Source organism: Mesorhizobium sp. RSR565B, assembly GCF_054719465.1.
The window spans coordinates 370391-386271 of record NZ_JBTTIE010000001.1 but is presented as its reverse complement, the minus strand read 5'-3'; the positions used below and the strand labels follow the sequence as shown (position 1 = coordinate 386271).

Annotated in this window: 15 protein-coding genes; 9 read left to right on the top strand and 6 right to left on the bottom strand. The window is 61.8% G+C overall.

Annotated features, from left to right (window positions below; translation table 11 throughout):
• The first annotated feature begins 95 nt into the window (after window positions 1-95).
• The 9 genes from ACYG9R_RS01910 (at window position 96) to ACYG9R_RS01870 (ending at window position 10535) form a co-directional block, all read left to right on the top strand.
• On the top strand, window positions 96-1658 hold the full coding sequence (locus ACYG9R_RS01910) for a DUF2778 domain-containing protein (RefSeq protein ID WP_081726872.1): 1563 nt from the start codon (window positions 96-98) through the stop codon (window positions 1656-1658).
• 166 nt (window positions 1659-1824) lie between these two features.
• Window positions 1825-2610, top strand: a complete 786-nt coding sequence (locus ACYG9R_RS01905) for a ThuA domain-containing protein (protein WP_023689044.1) — start codon at window positions 1825-1827, stop codon at window positions 2608-2610.
• A gap of 103 nt (window positions 2611-2713) precedes the next feature.
• Window positions 2714-3772, top strand: a complete 1059-nt coding sequence (locus ACYG9R_RS01900; protein WP_023824102.1) for a Gfo/Idh/MocA family protein — start codon at window positions 2714-2716, stop codon at window positions 3770-3772.
• 21 nt (window positions 3773-3793) lie between these two features.
• Complete coding sequence (locus tag ACYG9R_RS01895; RefSeq protein ID WP_023715108.1) at window positions 3794-4195, top strand: GFA family protein; 402 nt, start codon at window positions 3794-3796, stop codon at window positions 4193-4195.
• Window positions 4196-4391: 196 nt separating this feature from the next.
• Window positions 4392-5057 (top strand): hypothetical protein, encoded by a 666-nt coding sequence (locus tag ACYG9R_RS01890; RefSeq protein WP_023670314.1) that lies wholly within the window; start codon window positions 4392-4394, stop codon window positions 5055-5057.
• A gap of 7 nt (window positions 5058-5064) precedes the next feature.
• Entirely contained in the window at window positions 5065-7743 is a 2679-nt protein-coding gene (locus ACYG9R_RS01885) for an OmpA family protein (protein WP_031199445.1), read from the top strand.
• An 11-nt stretch (window positions 7744-7754) separates the two neighbouring features.
• Window positions 7755-8249 carry a Rab family GTPase gene (locus tag ACYG9R_RS01880; RefSeq protein WP_023670316.1) on the top strand — a complete coding sequence of 165 codons (495 nt, stop codon included), beginning with the start codon at window positions 7755-7757 and terminating at the stop codon, window positions 8247-8249.
• Between the two features lie 3 nt (window positions 8250-8252).
• Window positions 8253-9323: an adenylate/guanylate cyclase domain-containing protein gene (locus tag ACYG9R_RS01875; protein WP_023824100.1), complete on the top strand. Its 1071-nt coding sequence runs from the start codon at window positions 8253-8255 to the stop codon at window positions 9321-9323.
• Between the two features lie 144 nt (window positions 9324-9467).
• On the top strand, window positions 9468-10535 hold the full coding sequence (locus tag ACYG9R_RS01870) for a cyclic nucleotide-gated potassium channel (RefSeq protein ID WP_023684786.1): 1068 nt from the start codon (window positions 9468-9470) through the stop codon (window positions 10533-10535).
• Between the two features lie 209 nt (window positions 10536-10744).
• Here ACYG9R_RS01870 and ACYG9R_RS01865 read toward each other — a convergent pair whose 3' ends face one another.
• The 6 genes from ACYG9R_RS01865 to ACYG9R_RS01840 all read right to left on the bottom strand — a co-directional run bounded on the left by ACYG9R_RS01865 (window position 10745) and on the right by ACYG9R_RS01840 (window position 15594).
• Window positions 10745-11473, bottom strand: coding sequence for an amino acid ABC transporter ATP-binding protein (locus tag ACYG9R_RS01865; RefSeq protein ID WP_023670319.1), 729 nt, complete (start codon window positions 11471-11473; stop codon window positions 10745-10747).
• A 70-nt stretch (window positions 11474-11543) separates the two neighbouring features.
• Window positions 11544-12218, bottom strand: a complete 675-nt coding sequence (locus tag ACYG9R_RS01860; protein ID WP_023684787.1) for an amino acid ABC transporter permease — start codon at window positions 12216-12218, stop codon at window positions 11544-11546.
• Entirely contained in the window at window positions 12215-12892 is a 678-nt protein-coding gene (locus ACYG9R_RS01855) for an amino acid ABC transporter permease (protein ID WP_023693902.1), read from the bottom strand. The genes ACYG9R_RS01860 and ACYG9R_RS01855 overlap by 4 nt, the downstream gene beginning before the upstream one ends.
• 135 nt (window positions 12893-13027) lie before the next feature.
• The gene (locus ACYG9R_RS01850; RefSeq protein WP_023824099.1) at window positions 13028-13816 is read right to left on the bottom strand and encodes an ABC transporter substrate-binding protein; all 789 of its coding nucleotides are present in this window, start codon (window positions 13814-13816) and stop codon (window positions 13028-13030) included.
• A 108-nt stretch (window positions 13817-13924) separates the two neighbouring features.
• Window positions 13925-15088, bottom strand: coding sequence for a saccharopine dehydrogenase family protein (locus tag ACYG9R_RS01845; protein WP_023824098.1), 1164 nt, complete (start codon window positions 15086-15088; stop codon window positions 13925-13927).
• Window positions 15085-15594 (bottom strand): Lrp/AsnC family transcriptional regulator, encoded by a 510-nt coding sequence (locus tag ACYG9R_RS01840; RefSeq protein ID WP_023670324.1) that lies wholly within the window; start codon window positions 15592-15594, stop codon window positions 15085-15087. The genes ACYG9R_RS01845 and ACYG9R_RS01840 overlap by 4 nt, the downstream gene beginning before the upstream one ends.
• Window positions 15595-15881 lie beyond the last annotated feature (287 nt).

Sequence of the window (15881 nt, the reverse complement as noted above, 5' to 3'; positions counted from 1 at the left end):
CGGCAACAGACGCGAAAGGTGCAGGGGGCACCAGCGAACTGTGGATGTCACGGATGCGAGGGTCGCAAGCCTGCATGCCGATTGAGAGTGGTTGTATGGCGTTTTTGCGTTTGAAAGACCGGGGCGATACTCCTGAACGGGGTTTGACTTCGAAGAGATCCGGCCAGCGCTGGGTGGTGGTGCCGGTTGTCGGCGCGGCCTTGGCGCTGTGGTCGGTGGCAACCATGGCCGGCCTCTATTCGCTCGGTACCTCGCTCACCGCAGCCTCCAACAGCCTTCCGCACAGTCTGCTTCTGCCGAACGCAGCACTTGCCGATTCGCGCCGCAGCCTCGCCAATTCGTGGGCGCCTCGGCTTTCGGCGCAAAAATCACAGGCCTCGCTGCTCAGCCAATGCGACGCCGGCTGCGCGCATGCCGCCGCGAACTTCGCGCATGACGGCAAGATGGCGCGGCTGAAGCCGGCCGCGCACGCTGTGGCCCCGAGCAGTGTCGCCTCAAACATTGCGCCAAACACCAGCGTCGCTCTCGCCACTTCGCGCGGCATGCGCTTCGACGGCGTGGTGGCCAAGGCAGGGCTGTCGCCGCAAAAGCTGGCTGCCGCCTTCGCCAAGGCCTCGAATGCGCCCTTCATGCTTGCCAGCCTTCCGGTCGCTGCCCGTTTCGCCGAAGTCCGGCTGCCCGATCAGCACGGCCCGGCCTCGGAACGCTTTGGGCCGGAAGTGGCTGAGATCGAACGCTCGTCGCGCCTGGCGCTGGCGCTGGCCAACAGCTTGCCGGAAGACGCTGACATGCTGGCGCCGCCGCCCGCCGTTGCAGCAATCGCCGGTGCGCAAGATCCTGGGCAGGCCGAGGTCCAGGTCGCTTCGCTGCCGCCGCAGGACGATCTGCCCGACAACATTGCGTTGCCCGGTTGGCGTCCACGCGCCGAAACCGCTCAGCCTGCCGAGGCGCAGCAAGCCAGCAAGCCCAGGGCAGCCAAGCCACAGACCGACAGGACGGCCGAGAACCCCGCACCCCAGTTGCCGGGCAATTCGTCGCCGCGGTCGCCACGCAGTACTTCGGAGGTTGCCGCACTGCCTGGCGTGCCAGACAGCCAGAGCATCCGATCAAGCCGGATCAAGCCTGGCAAACGGTCGAAGACACAGGCCGGCGAGATGCTGGCCTATGCCAAGCCGGACGTCCCGGCGGGCGGTGTCGGTCGCGCCTTCAAGGATCTGTTCGCCACGCCCGGAATGGGCGGCGGCGTCGCCGTCTACGATATCTCGGCCAAGACCGTCTACATGCCGGACGGCTCGCGGCTGGAGGCCCATTCGGGGCTGGGCTCGATGGTCGACCAGCCGCGCTTCGTGCACAAGAAGAATGTCGGCCCGACGCCGCCCAACACCTATGATCTGCGGCTGCGCGAATCCCGCTTCCATGGCGTCGAGGCGCTCCGTCTCACTCCCGTCAGCGGCGGCAACAAATACGGCCGCGACGGCCTGCTCGCCCACACCTACATGCTGCGCGGCGGCCGTGCGGAATCCAATGGCTGCGTCGTCTTCAAGGACTATGCCCGCTTCCTTGCTGCCTACAAGAAGGGCAAGATCAAACGCCTCGTCGTCGTGCCGCGCCTGACCAAGCCGCTGACGCGGGTCGCTCAGGAAGGCCGGGGAGCGTAAGGCAGTAGGCAGTAGGCAGTAGGCAGTAGGCAGTAGGGCCCAGGAGCGTCCATCGCCTGTTGATTGTTTTTCTGCCCCTATTGCCTATTCCCCACTGCCTATTCCCTTTTCACCCCCAGGCAGACTATGAGTGACCGCTGCGGGTCGGCTTCACCACGAGGACATCATGACAATACGCGCTGTCGTTTGGGGCGAGAACATCCATGAGCGGACCAATGAGGTGGTCGCAGCCCTCTATCCCGAGGGCATGCACACGACCATCGCCAAGGCGCTGAATGCCGACGAGGCGATCTCCGCCTCGACCGCCACGCTCGAACAGCCCGAGCATGGCCTGCCCGAGGCGCGCTTGGCCGAGACCGACGTGCTGGTCTGGTGGGGCCACAAGGACCATGGCGCCGTTGCCGACGAGATCGTCGAGCGCGTCGCCCGCCGGGTCTTTGAAGGCATGGGGCTGATCGTTCTCCATTCCGGCCATTTCTCGAAAATCTTCAAGCGGCTGATGGGCACGCCCTGCACGCTGAAATGGCGCGAGGCGGGTGAGCGCGAGCGGCTCTGGGCGACCAGTCCCAGCCATCCGATCGCCGAAGGCGTCGGCGAATATTTCGAGCTCGAGAATGAAGAAATGTATGGCGAGCAGTTCGCCGTGCCCGAACCTCTGGAGACCGTCTTCATCTCCTGGTTCCAGGGCGGCGAGGTGTTCCGTTCTGGGCTGACCTATCGCCGCGGCGCCGGCAATGTCTTCTACTTCCGCCCGGGCCACGAGACCTATCCGACCTATCACGACGCCAATGTGCACAAGGTGCTGCGCAATGCGGTGAAGTGGGCGCACAATCCGCAGGGCACCAAGTCGGCGATCCTCGAGGCGCCGAACGTGCCGGTCGAGAAGGCGCTGGAGCCGATCGTCGAGCGCGGCGGCAAGCTGCACGCTTCGGGCGAGGCCGGCTTCCGCTAAAGCAAAATCCAGGAAAAAAGGCGTAGCGGTTTTCCGCATGGGTTTTCTAGACCGTATCTGCGCCATATGATTGAATCGAACCAATTCGCTCGGAGTGCAGAGAATGCGGCTTTTGATACTGGGTACCGGCTGGATGGCGCAGGAGCATGCCCGCCGCTTCGGCGGTATCGACGGCGTCGAGATCGTCGGTGCTGTCGACGTCGATGAAAAGCGCGTTGGCGAATTTGCCGACGGGTTCAAGATACCGAAGCGATTCACATCGCTGGAAGACGCGCTGGCGTGGGGCGAGTTCGATGCGGTCGCCAACGTCACGCCCGACCGCATTCACCACCCGACCACCATGGCGCTGATCGCGGCCGGCAAGCCGGTGCTGTGCGAAAAGCCGCTGGCCGAAGACTTCGGCAAGGCAAGCGAGATGGCCAAAGCGGCTGAGGCCGCCGGCATCGTCAACATGGTCAATCTCACCTATCGCAATGTCGCTGCCTTGCAGAAGGCGCGGCAGATGGTGCTGGCCGGCGAGATCGGCACCGTCCGCCACGTCGAGTCCTCCTATCTACAGAGCTGGCTGGTCTCGAAATTCTGGGGCGACTGGCGCACCGACCCGAAATGGCTGTGGCGGCTGTCGCGCGACCACGGCTCCAACGGCGTGCTCGGCGATGTCGGCATCCACATCCTCGATTTCGCCAGCTATGGCGCCGCACTCGACGTCGACCACGTGTTTTGCCGGCTGCGCACCTTCGACAAGGCGCCAGGCAACCGTATCGGCGAATACGACCTCGACGCCAATGACAGCTTCGCCATGACGCTGGATTTCTCCAACGGCGCCTTTGGCGTCGTTCACGCCAGCCGCTGGGCGACCGGCCACATCAACGAATTGCGCCTGCGCATCTATGGCGACAAGGGCGGCATCGAAGTCGTGCACAATCTCGAGGGTTCGGAACTGAAGGCGTGTGTCGGCGAGGATATCGAGAACGCCAAGTGGCAGGTGCTCGACGCCGGCACGGTGCCGACCAATTACCAGCGCTTCGTCGATGCGGTTCGCAGCAGCGTGCAGGCCGAGCCTTCATTCCACCATGCCGCCGAACTGCAGAAGGTGCTGGATCTGGCCATGGTTTCGGAACAGAAGCGGACGGAACTGAGGGCCAGCGCCGATACGCAGTGATGTGAAGAGGAGGAAGAAACAATGGTCACGCGCCGCGCGCAATGTCTCTGCGGCCAGCTTTCAGCCGTCTGTTCGGGCGAGCCGGTGCGCATCTCGGTCTGCCATTGCCTCGACTGCAAGCGCCGCACCGGCAGCGCCTTCAGCTACAATGTCCGGTTTGCGCAAGCTGATGTATCGATCGAGGGGCGGGCGAAGCAGTTCACGCGCGCCGGCGACGAGGGCGGCCGCGTCATCTACAATTTCTGTCCGGAGTGCGGCGCCGCCGTCCACTATCGCATCGACACGCAGCCCGGTGTGATCGCCATTCCCGTCGGCGCCTTCGCCGACCCGTCGTTCCCGCCGCCCTTCCAGTCTTTTTACCACGAAAGCCGTCGCTGTGAGTGGGTCGAGATCAATGCCGAGCCGCTGGCGACGTTCGACTGAAGGCCGCTTTTTGAATACCCGGAACCGTCCGCACGCTCCGCGCCTTTAAGAGGGCATCGCCCCTGATTGCCATTGCCGAGCCGCTAGCCACCGCGCTCGGCTGCCCCATGAATAGGCATAAGTCAAGACGAATCCGGCTTGCGGCCCGATTGCTGACATGCTTACCTGACGGCATGTGTTCAATGGGGGTATATGGATGGCTAAGGAATCTTCGAATTCCGCTTCTTCAGAAAAGAAGGCGGACGTAAATCTGATAGGTAACACAGAAGGAAACGGGCTGAACTTCATGGGAGTTCAGGCCCGCGAAAACGGAACCGCCGGCGACGCCGTCGGTGTCGACAAGATCCGTGACCTGCTCTTCGGCAACCAGATGCAGGACTATGACCGCCGTTTTTCCAAGCTTGAAGAACGGGTGTTGCAGCGCTTCAAGGATGTCGAGTCCGAGGCCAAGCGCAATCTCGAAATGTACGAGTCGAATGCAAAGAAGCAGATCGATTCGCTTGCAGGGCAATTGCGGAGCGAAAAAGATTCACGAGCCGATGCCGACAAGGAGATCGACCGGAATCTTCGCGAGCAAAACCAGGCTCTTGAAAAGCAGGTGCGCACGTTGTCGGATCAGTTGAGCGCGCTCGAGCGCGACGTTTCCGACCGGATAAATCGAAACGATCATTTGCTGCGTGAGGAAATCAAGCAGAAGAATGAAGGCGTTCAGATGCTGATCGAGAAGATGTTTGCCGACCTCAGCAACGTCAAGACCGACCGAAATCTTTTGGCTGGCCTGTTTGTCGAGGTTGCAAAGTGTCTCAATCAGGATCCCGTCGGGAGCAAGAGCAACTCGGACCGTAGCTGGAAAGTGAGTTGATGGGACCTTGACGTCCACCGTCGACCCATTCAACCTTCCGCAAAGAACAGCCTCGAACGATACAGAGATTGATCGCGAGGCTCTGGCTCGTCTTTTGATCGAAATTGCCCGGAACGTTGATCCGGACTACCGTGCGCAGTTCGAGGCGGTTCCCACCGCCGATCCGCGCATGGAAACGCTGCGGCAGTTGCTGGTCAGCCGCGAAATCTCGGAGCTTTCACGCGTTACGCATCTGCTCGACGAACCCGAGCAGCTTGCGGCGGCCGTGGGCGACGTTCTTCCCAGTGCTGCCGGACGAGCGCCTTACGCGCAACTCGGCGAGGCGCTTGCGCCGGCTGTCGAACGGGCTGTGCAACGGTCGATCCAGAAGAGCCCGCGCACGCTGACGGACATATTGTACCCGGTGTTTCTGCCGGCAATTCGCAAGTCGATCGGCGAAAAGATCGACCAGACCTTTCAGTCGCTGAATGAAACTCTAAGGCACATATTCACCTGGCACGGGCTCAAGTGGAGACTTGAAGCCTGGAGAACAGGGGCAAGCTTCTCGGCAGTTGTTCTGAAGCATTCCCTTGTCTACCGTGTGGAACATGCGTTTCTCATTCATCGGAATTCCGGCCTTTTGATAGCGCATGTAACGGCCCACAATGCAACGAGCGAAGATCCTCAGCTCATTTCTTCGATGCTCAGTGCGATTCAGGACTTTGTAAAGGACTCATTTAACGAGAAAGAGCAGAGCGGCCTGGACACAATCCGTTTCGGCGAGCTTCGTCTCTGGTCGGAAGTTGGACCGTTTGCGACCCTGGTTTCGGTGATCCGGGGAAATCCGCCGGAGGAATTGCATGAAATCGTTCGCGATGTGTTGCTTCGCATCCATGAGGAAAGCTCACAGGCCTTAGAGCAGTTTGACGGCGACGGTTCGCAGCTGGCCGGCGTAGAGGCGCAGTTGCAGACCTGCGTCGAGCTGAAGCAGGAGGAATCAAACGACGGATTTCCGTGGCTGGTGGCGGCCGTTGCCCTGCTGCTTTTGAGTCTGGCAGGCGGTTGGTACTTTCTTTCCTGGCAGTCAGCGCAGCGCTGGCAGGCTTACGTGTCGCGCTGGCAGGCTTACGTGTCGCGAGTGGAGGCCCAGCCGGGCATCATCGTTGCCGAACAGCAGGTACGCGATGGCCAGTTCTATATTGCCGGCCTGAGGGACCCGCTTGCCGTCGACCCGCAGTCGCTGTTGTCAGGCACGGGAGTCGATCCGGCCGGGGTTCATTCGCAATGGCAATTCTATCAGAGCCTTGAGCCGGAGTTCGTGCTGAAGCGGCTGACGGCGTCGCTGGCTCCGCCGGATTCAGTGCGACTTTCGATTGTCGATGGCCGCATCGTCGCCGAGGGTGAGGCTCCCGACACCTGGATCAGCCGGGCGCGCGCGGCGGCCCAGCAGCTTTCGGCAGGCGGGCCGGTCTTCGATATCTCGGGGGTTCGTGACGTAAGTCCCCAAGTGCGCGAGGCGGAGCGCTGGCACGCCTATGTGTCGCGACTGGAGACCCAGCCGGGCATCATCGTTGCAGACCAAAAGATAAGCGACGGCCAATTCTATATTGCCGGCCTGCGAGACCCGCTTGGCGCCGATCCGCAGTCGCTGTTGTCGGGAACAGAGGTCGATCCCGCCCGGGTTCATGCGCAGTGGCATTTCTATCAGAGCCTTGAGCCGGAGTTCGTGCTGAAGCGGCTGACGGCGTCACTGTATCCGCCGGATACAGTACGACTTTCGATCGTCGATGATCGCATCGTTGCCGAGGGTGAGGCTCCCGACACCTGGATCGATCGCGCGCGCGCAGCGGCCCGGCAGCTTTCGGCAGGCGGACCCGAATTCGACATCTCCAAGGTTCGTGACGTGAGCCCCGAAGCACGCGCGGCGGAGCACTGGCAGTATTATGTGTCGCGACTTGAGGCCCAATCGGGAATCATCGTCGCCCAACAAAGCGCGAGGGGCGGACATTTCTACATTTCCGGCTTGAGAGACCCGCTTGCCGCCGACCCGCAAGCCCTGCTCTCCGGAACGGACGTTGATCCTGCCCGCGTTCATGCACAGTGGCAATTCTATCAGAGCCTTGATCCGAAGTTTGTGGTGAAGCGGCTGACGGCGGCGCTGTCCCCGCCGAAAACCGTTCAGCTCTCGATCATCCAGGGTCGCATCGTGGCCGTGGGTGAGGCTCCTGCCGGCTGGATCAACCGCGCGCGGGCCGCCGCTGAACAACTTTCGGCGGACGGAGTGGTTCTGGATGTCTCGCAGCTGCGTGAACTGAACCTTGCAGAACTTAATCATTTGAGGCAGGCCATCCAGACGACCGATATTTTCTTCTCTTCCGGCAAGGTTGTGCCGGGACCGGAGCAGACGCCGGTTCTCGACAGGTTGGCGGATCAAATAAAGGAATTCGCCCAGAGTGCCCGCAATTCCGGCGTAACGGCGCGGTTCATGTTGACCGGGCATTCGGACACCACGGGCCGTGAGACGGCCAACGCGTCGATCAGCGCCGCCCGCGCCGAGACAGTTCGTGCGCTTCTCAACAAGCGGGGCGTCGCTCCCGAATTGCTGCTGGTTCGGGGCGCGGGCACTTTTGAGCCGGCTGTACCTGAAAACAGTCTAACCGGTAGCTCCACCAATCGCCGGGTTTCGATTACCGTAAACCTGGACTAGCGGAGCCCAACATGTTGCAAAAAAAGATCTGCATGCTGGGCGGTTTCGCTGTCGGAAAGACGAGTCTGGTCCGCAGGTTTGTGCAGAGCATCTTCTCAGAAACCTACTTGACCACCGTTGGAGTGAAAATCGACAAGAAGAGCGTCGCGCTCCCGGACAAAACCGTGGATCTGATTTTGTGGGATTTGGCCGGCGAGGACGATATCGGCTCATTCCGCGTCAGCTATGTTCGCGGTGCAACCGGGCTCGTGCTAGTCGTCGATGGAACCCGCGCTGCTACTCTTGCCGTGGCACTCACGCTGCGCGAACGGGTCGAGGCCGAATTCGGCGCCATGCCGTTCGTATTGCTGTTCAACAAGTCCGATCTGGCCGATCGGTGGGCGATATCGGATGGTGAGATCAACGAGTTGAGGCAACGTGGATGGCAAATCTATCTAACAAGTGCGCTTTCGGGCGAGCAGGTCGATGACGCCTTTCGTCAACTTGCCTTGATGGTCACCAAATAGACCATGCATGAATTGCCAAAAGAAGTCAGAAATTGGTTTTTCAATTTCTTCTTCGACGGGCACGCTGTCGCTTATCTGAAAATCGACGCTGAGCTTTGCATAGCTGCCAAGGGCGGTAATGTTGAACATTACGGGCTGTCATCGCTTCGCATCGGCAAGCCTGTTGCGGGGCAGCTTGAATTCATGGAAGGTTTGCTGCCTTGCCCGGAGCTTCCGTTTCGCATGGACATGATCGAACTGCCCGGCGGGCGTGTCGCCGACCTTCATTTTTTTGCTGACAATGCGTGCGTGTGGCTGCTTTTTCTGGACGCCACTGCCGAACGAGACAACAGGCAGCGGCTTCAACAGAAGGCCTATGAAATGACGCTCCTGCAAGAGAGGGAGCGTCAACTCAACGAAAAATTGCAATCGACGAACGAGGCACTGAGAAAGAGCCAGGAGGGATTGGCGCGTGAATACCAGCGCGCCGAAACCCTGCTCCTCAACATTCTTCCGGCATCCATCGCGGAGCGGTTGAAAGCGCAAAAGAAAATTGCCGACAACCATGCGGAGGTGAGTGTGCTTTTTGCCGACATCGTCGGCTTTACCGAAAGAGCGCGCAGCGTCGGAGCGGTGACGACGCTCGCTATTTTAAACTACTTCTTCAAGGCGGCGGATCGGCTCTCTGAGCGATACGGCTGCGAAAAAATCAAGACAATTGGCGATTGTGTGATGGTGGTCGCCGGCCTGCCCACGGCGCGATCCGATCATGCAAAGGCCCTCACGCGCTATGCGATTGAGCTGCGCAAGGCGGTCAAGCGGGAACGCTTCGCAGGAGAACCGATAAGGCTGAGAATTGGAATTCACTCAGGACCGATCGTCGCCGGCGTCATAGGCAAGAGGCGGTTCGCCTATGACCTGTGGGGTGAGACCGTTAATCTCGCCTCACGTATTCAAACGTCCGCGGAGCCCGATGAAATCCGTATTTCCGATGCAACTTGCCAACTGCTTGGACCGAAATTTGCTTGCGACCCACTCGAGGAAACGGAATTGCGCGGTGCGGGTCGCGTGCGAATGTGGCGGCTCCCGAGCTGATCCGTCGCCTGCGGTGCGACCGTGGAGCGCCGATAGCGGCGCCCGAAAGCCATTGGCGTGACCTGATCTTGCGATCGCAAAGCACCCTTTGCGCTTGCCCGGGAGGCCTCTATTCTGGAGCACAGTGGCCGCTGGTGGGATAGAATGTCGGTACTGCCTTTTCTGAGAATCTACGCACCGCTAAATGCGGTGCTCGCTGCGCCTGGGCTTCTGGCGGTGGCTGCGCTCACGATGCCGAACATGTCCGGACGAAGCAGACTGGCTCTGGCTGCCGTGCTCGCTGTCATTTGGGCCGCCTATCTTCTGCAGATGGCCGAGACCCTGCTCAAGCGCTGGGCGGGAGACCTCAGGGACAGGACGCCGGCAATCGCGATCGATGTGCTCGCGGTTTTGGTTCCAGTCGCCGCATTTCTGCTCGACGGCACGCCCGACCGGAGCCTCTACTGTGCTGTCTGGCTGCTGAAGCCGCTGCGCGACTCGACCTTCTTCCCGCTGCTTGGCAGGGTTCTGGCCAACGAAGCGCGCAACCTGGTCGGCGTCACCACGGTCTTCGGCCTGGTTTTGTTCGGTGTCGCACTCGCGGCCTATGTCATCGAGCGCGACGTCCAACCGGAAAAGTTCGGCAGCATCCCCGAGACAATGTGGTGGGCGGTGGTCACGCTGTCCACTACCGGCTACGGCGACGACATTCCGCAAAGCTTCGCCGGCCGCGTCCTTGCCGGGGCTGTCATGATGTGTGGCATCGGCATCTTCGGGCTCTGGGCCGGCATTCTTGCCTCCGGCTTTTATCAAGAAGTCCGTCGCGAGGATTTCGTCCGCAATTGGCAATTGATTGCCGGCGTTCCGTTGTTTCAGAAGCTTGGCCCGGCCACGCTGGTCGAGATCGTGCGCGCGTTAAGACCCCGCACGGTGCCGGCGGGCGCCGTGATCTGCCGCAGCGGCGAGACCGGCGATCGGATGTTCTTCGTCGTGGAGGGCCGCGTCAGCGTCGCGACGCCGAACCCGGTGGAGCTTGGCCCTGGCGCCTTCTTCGGCGAGATGGCGCTGATCAGCGGCGAACCGCGTATGGCGACCGTCACTGCCGCAACTTCGGTCTCACTCCTGTCGCTGCACGCGGCGGATTTCCAGATGCTGTGCAGCAGCAGCCCGGAGATCGCGGAAATCATCCGCAGGACCGCGCTCGAGCGGCGCGGCGCGGCGCCGGTGGCTTGACCGTACAGCCGATGGTGGCCCGGCTGGAACTGGATGGTACGGCTCTATCGACCACGCGCGAAGGTTCTGGACGGCACGTGGAAGGTCCCAGAGGCGTAGCCGGAGACCTAAACGTAGCCGATCCACTCTACCGGCGGCTCGTTTTTTTGGCGCTGTGCGTCGACAGTTCCTGCCCCGCGGCCTTTCGGACGACCGGCTTTGGCTAAACTCTAATGCCTTAGAATCTTGCTTAGAAAAGCCCGGCTGCGGTCGGTCTTCGGGTCGGAGAAAAACGCCTCCGGCGTGCCGCTTTCGACGATGGCGCCGGCGTCCATGAACACCACGCGCTGCGCCACCTTGCGGGCAAAGCCCATTTCGTGCGTCACCACCATCATGGTCATGCCTTCCTCGGCCACCGCGACCATGACGTCGAGCACTTCGGAGATCATCTCGGGATCGAGCGCGGAGGTCGGCTCGTCGAACAGCATGATCTTGGGCCGCATGCCGAGGCAGCGCGCGATGGCCACACGCTGCTGCTGGCCGCCGGACAGCTGTGACGGGTAGGCGTTGACCTTGTCGGCGAGGCCGACCTTGGCCAGCAAGTCGCGCCCGGCCTGCTCGGCCTCGGCACGGGGGATCTTGCGCACATGGATCGGCGCCAGCGTGACGTTTTCCAGCGCCGTCTTGTGCGGGTAGAGGTTGAACGACTGGAAGACGAAGCCGATCTCGGTGCGCAGCTGCGTCATGTTGGTGGCGGGGTCGCCGAGGCGCTGGCCGTCGACGACGAGGTCGCCATCCTTGATCGCTTCCAGGCCGTTGATGCAGCGGATCAGCGTCGACTTGCCCGAACCACTTGGGCCGCAGACGACGACCACTTCGCGCGGCTCGACGCTGAGCGTGATGTCCTTCAGCACATTGAGCGAGCCGAACCATTTGTTGACGCCGCGAAAGTCGATCATGCCCGTTTTGGTCAGGTTTGTCTTGGTCGGGCTTGGATTGGTCATGGCGGTCAGCCCTTTGGGTTCGATGTCACAGCTGCACCTCGCCATGCGCCGCGCCCATGCGGCGCTCCAGCCGGCGGGCGAGCATGATCAGCGGATAGCAGACGACGAAATAGCCGACGCCGACCAGGAAGAAGACCAGCAGGCCGTTGGGCACACGCTGCACCACAAGCCAGCCGACGCGGGTGAGGTCGGTCAGCCCGATCGCCGAGACGACGGAGGAATCCTTGATCAAGAGTACATATTGCCCGACCAGCGGCGGCAGCACGATGCGCATCGCCTGCGGCAGCACCACCTGGCGCATGCGTTGCCAGCGCGACAGGCCAGACGCCAGAGCTGCCTCAACCTGGCCGGTCGGCACCGAGCGGATGCCGGCGGCGACGATCTCGCAGATGAAGCACGCGGCGAGGTTGGTGAGCGCGATGATGCCGGCCGTGAAGGCATCGAGCTCGATGCCGAATTCCGGCAGGATGAAGAAGATCAGGAAGATCTGCACCAGGAACGGCGTGCCGCGGATCAGGTCGACCCAGGCGCCGATCACGCTCGAGATCAGCCGGTTGCCGCCGGTGCGCAATATGCCGAGGCCGAAACCAAGCAGCGTGCCCAGCACCAGGCTGATCGCCGACAGCATCACGGTCATCCCGAGGCCGCGCAAGGCGAGGGGGTAGCTGCCGGCCAGGCTTTGCAGCTGTTGCCAGATCATGTGCTGCTCCTTGCCGGCTGCAGACCGAGCCAGCGACTGGACAGCCCCGCCAGTCCTTTGAGGCCGTAATAAAGCAGCAGATAGAAAGCGGCGATGGTGATGAAACCTTCGGCCGGCATGAAGCGGTCGGACGCCAGCAACTGGCCGGCGCGCGTCAGTTCGGAAACCGAGATCAGCGACAACAGCGCGGAATCCTTGACCAGCACGATCGCCTGGCCGAGCAGCGGCGGGATCGTCACCTTGAACGCCTGCGGCAGGATGACCAGGCGCATGCGCTGGACATAGGTCATGCCCGAAGCGACGCCGGCCTCGACCTGGCCGCGCGGGATCGACAGGATGCCGGCGCGGATGATTTCCGCGACATAGGCGCCGCTGTTCAGCGACAGAGCGATGATGCCGACGACCAGCTCGGGCAGGACGAAGCCGAGACGCGGCAGGCCGAAATAGAGGAAGTAGAGCTGCGCCAGCAACGGCGTGGCGCGCACGGCATCGATATAGCCCTTGGCCAGCACGCGAAACAGCTGGCCGCGCTGCAGGTTCATGGCGGCGAGCACGATGCCGACGGCCAGCGCGCCCGCAAAGGACAGCGCCGACAGCCATACGGTCGTGATCAGACCCTGCCCGAACAAAGGCAGATATTCGATGATGGTGCGGAAGCTGAAATTTTCGAGCATGGCGGTGAATTGTGAATGGTAATGGGCAGTAGTGAGTAGTGAGTAGTGAGTGGTGAGCAGTGAAGGGCGTCCGGAATGGCCATTCACCATTCACCATTCACTACTTCCTACTCACTACTCCCTGCTTACCTCTGCTTAGTGATCCTTCTTCCAGGCGTCGGAATTGACCCAGTAGTCGAGGTTCTTCTGCAGGCGTCCGTCGATGCTGACCTGGTTGAGGAACAGGTTCATCCAGATCAACAGGTCCGGCTCGTCGTAGCGGGTGGCGAAGGCAAGCGGCTCCTTCGACAACAGGTCCGGCATGATGGTGAAGGTGCCGGCGGGATAGGCTGTCGACTGACCCTTGACCGCCGAGACGTCGTTGACGCCGCAATCGGCCTGGCCGTTGTTGACCGCGTCGAGCAGCAGCGGGCCGCCGCCCTTGTAGCTCTTGATGTCGGCATCCGGGAAGGCGTTCTTGGCTTCCTTTTCGCCGGTGGCGCCCAACAGCACGGCGATCTTGGTGCCCTTGGCCTTGCAGTCCTCGGTTGTCTTGAACTTGCTGTCGGCCTTGGTGAAGACGGTGCTGCCGGTATACATGTAAGGTGTGGTGAAGGCGACCTTCATGCCGCGCGCCAGCGTCGGCGTCATGTCGGCGACGAGCAGGTCGGCCTTGCCCGAAAGCAGCGCCGGGATCAGCCCGTCCCAGTCATAGTCGAGGAAGGTGATCTTGACGCCCATTTCCTTGGCCATCAGTTCGGCGAGTTCGACCGAACTGCCGGTGCGTTCGCCATTGGCGCCAACCAGCGAGAAGGGCGGTCCCTGCGTCTGCACCGCGACGCGCAGCTCGCCGCGCTTGGTGATCTCGTCGAGGGTTCCGGCACTGGCAGCAGCGGTCAGACCCGCAAGCGCAAGTCCGGCGATGAAAAGCTTGGCAATCTTCATTTGGCATTCCTCCTGTTATCGTTGTTGTTCCACTTTGTTATTCCACCCTTTTGGGTGTTTTTTGAGCGGCAGCGCCGTTTGCCGGCGGCAGCCACCGTTCGAAAATCGTCACTCCCAGGCCACCGTTTCGGTCACCTTGATGCCACGCCTCGCCAGCTCGCCGAAGAAGGGTTCGTCCGGCACATGCAGCAGCGGGTTGAGCAGGCCAGGTGTGGCGATCTCGCGCCGCGCCAGCATCTGCGCCACGATGCTGGCGGGATAGCCGACGCCGAGGCTCATGCCGAACAGGCCTGATGCCAGGTCGCGTTCGATGATCAGGTCCGATGTCACCGTCTTGGCGCGACCACCTTCGAGACCGGAAAAGACATTGCGCATCACGCAAAGGTCTTTCTCGTCGGCGCCATATTGCAGTTGCGGGCCGAGCAGCCGGCCGAGAAATTCGCGCGGGCTGGCGCTGGTGCCGGGCACCTTGTCTTCGGAGAGGAAGCCGAGTTCCTTCAGCGGCGCCCAGAACGCCGACCATCCCGGCCAGCGCAGCGTATAGCGGCCCGAGCGTTGCAATCCCTTGGCGGCTGCCAGCATCTCGACATAGTGCAGCGCGTCGCCATTGGGGAAAGCTTCCAGTCGGCCAAGGCCCGCGACCTCGATTTCGTGGATGAAGGGATTGTCGTGTTGCCGCCCGGCCGGCACTTCGACGCGCTTGCCATCCTCGATCATGACGCTGTCGCGGTTCTGGCTGACCAGAACCATGTCGAAATTCCAGCTCACCTTGTAGCAGAGCGGCTTGGCCATCGCCTTCGGTTCGGGGATGCCGCCGCAATAGGAATCGATCGAGGAGATCCTAGAGAACTGCTTTGCGGCGCGCGCGTAGAGCACGAGGTCGATGCCGGGGTCGAGCCCGCATTCGGTCATGATCGAAACGCCGGCCTGTTCAGCCTCCGGCGCCAGGTCGGCGATTGCCTTGCCGTAATTGGTAGTGACCAGCGGTGTGCGCGTTGCGATCGCGGCCTGCACCGCCTCACGCATCAATGGTTGCGGCAGCAGATCGATGGCGGCGTCGACATCCGCCAGCACGGTGGCAAGCGCCGGACCGATCGCGCCCTCGGGCATGACGAAACGCACGCGGGAAAGGTCGGTCAGGCCGGCAAGCCGGGCAGGGCCGTCGGCCGACGTATCGACGCAGACGACTTCCTCGACGCCGGCGCTGGCGACGAGATCGGCGATGGCCGCCCGTCCCTGCAGGCCGAGGCCGCCGAGAACAGCTATTCTCATGCCGGCTCCTTGCGCGACGGTGTTTCTTCCGACCAGCAGCCTTCGGGAAGGCTGACCCATTTGTTGCATGAAGCCATGACGACGAAGGTTTCGCTGCGCACGACTTCCCCGGGAATGCCGGCGCCCGGAATCAGCTCGCTGGTGATGCGGTAGAGGTCGGCGACATCGCCGGCGACGGTCACGTCGACGATGATGTCGAAGCGCCCGGTAACCACCGAGGCCGAGTTGACGAAAGGCAGTTCGGCAATGCGCTGCGCCAGTTCCCGGGCGCGGCCACGTCCCTGAGCGTTGATGCCGACAATGGCCGAGATCAGCTCGGGGCGTTCGGTCAGATTGAGCAGCCCGACGATCTTCAAGAGGTTGCGGTCGAGCAGATTGCGCAACCTTGAGCGCACCGTCGGCACTGAGATCGCCATCGTCTCGGCGAGCCGGTTGATGCCGGGCTGGGCATCTTGCGACAACAGCTTTACCAGCCGTCGATCGGTTTGATCGAGATGCTCACGCAAAAGGCAAGGCTTTCATAAAGGGAAAGAAACGATGGGATTTTCTTTCGGATATGAAAAATACCTTATGGGGAATTTTTTACAGCAGCAAGAGCTATGTCATCCCTCTGTGTCCCTTCCGTGTGCGTTCGGGCTAGACAGGATCAGGGGCCTCTGTCCTGCTGGACATCTCCTCACAAGAGGGAAATCGCTAGTTTCGTCGAGGTTGCCTCATTTGTTCTTGTTTTGTTCCAGCAGCTATGCTACTAATTTGGGGTAGGTGCTGATTCGCGCCGCCAGCCCGCCTTCCG

Coding starts and splice junctions, on each gene's coding strand:
- ACYG9R_RS01905 (WP_023689044.1), top strand. CDS start 1,825: ATGACAATACGCGCTGTCGTTTGGGGCGAGAACATCCATGAGCGGACC.
- ACYG9R_RS01880 (WP_023670316.1), top strand. CDS start 7,755: ATGTTGCAAAAAAAGATCTGCATGCTGGGCGGTTTCGCTGTCGGAAAG.
- ACYG9R_RS01910 (WP_081726872.1), top strand. CDS start 96: ATGGCGTTTTTGCGTTTGAAAGACCGGGGCGATACTCCTGAACGGGGT.
- ACYG9R_RS01870 (WP_023684786.1), top strand. CDS start 9,468: ATGTCGGTACTGCCTTTTCTGAGAATCTACGCACCGCTAAATGCGGTG.
- ACYG9R_RS01900 (WP_023824102.1), top strand. CDS start 2,714: ATGCGGCTTTTGATACTGGGTACCGGCTGGATGGCGCAGGAGCATGCC.
- ACYG9R_RS01860 (WP_023684787.1), bottom strand. CDS start 12,218: ATGATCTGGCAACAGCTGCAAAGCCTGGCCGGCAGCTACCCCCTCGCC.
- ACYG9R_RS01850 (WP_023824099.1), bottom strand. CDS start 13,816: ATGAAGATTGCCAAGCTTTTCATCGCCGGACTTGCGCTTGCGGGTCTG.
- ACYG9R_RS01855 (WP_023693902.1), bottom strand. CDS start 12,892: ATGCTCGAAAATTTCAGCTTCCGCACCATCATCGAATATCTGCCTTTG.
- ACYG9R_RS01865 (WP_023670319.1), bottom strand. CDS start 11,473: ATGATCGACTTTCGCGGCGTCAACAAATGGTTCGGCTCGCTCAATGTG.
- ACYG9R_RS01890 (WP_023670314.1), top strand. CDS start 4,392: ATGGCTAAGGAATCTTCGAATTCCGCTTCTTCAGAAAAGAAGGCGGAC.
- ACYG9R_RS01895 (WP_023715108.1), top strand. CDS start 3,794: ATGGTCACGCGCCGCGCGCAATGTCTCTGCGGCCAGCTTTCAGCCGTC.
- ACYG9R_RS01875 (WP_023824100.1), top strand. CDS start 8,253: ATGCATGAATTGCCAAAAGAAGTCAGAAATTGGTTTTTCAATTTCTTC.
- ACYG9R_RS01845 (WP_023824098.1), bottom strand. CDS start 15,088: ATGAGAATAGCTGTTCTCGGCGGCCTCGGCCTGCAGGGACGGGCGGCC.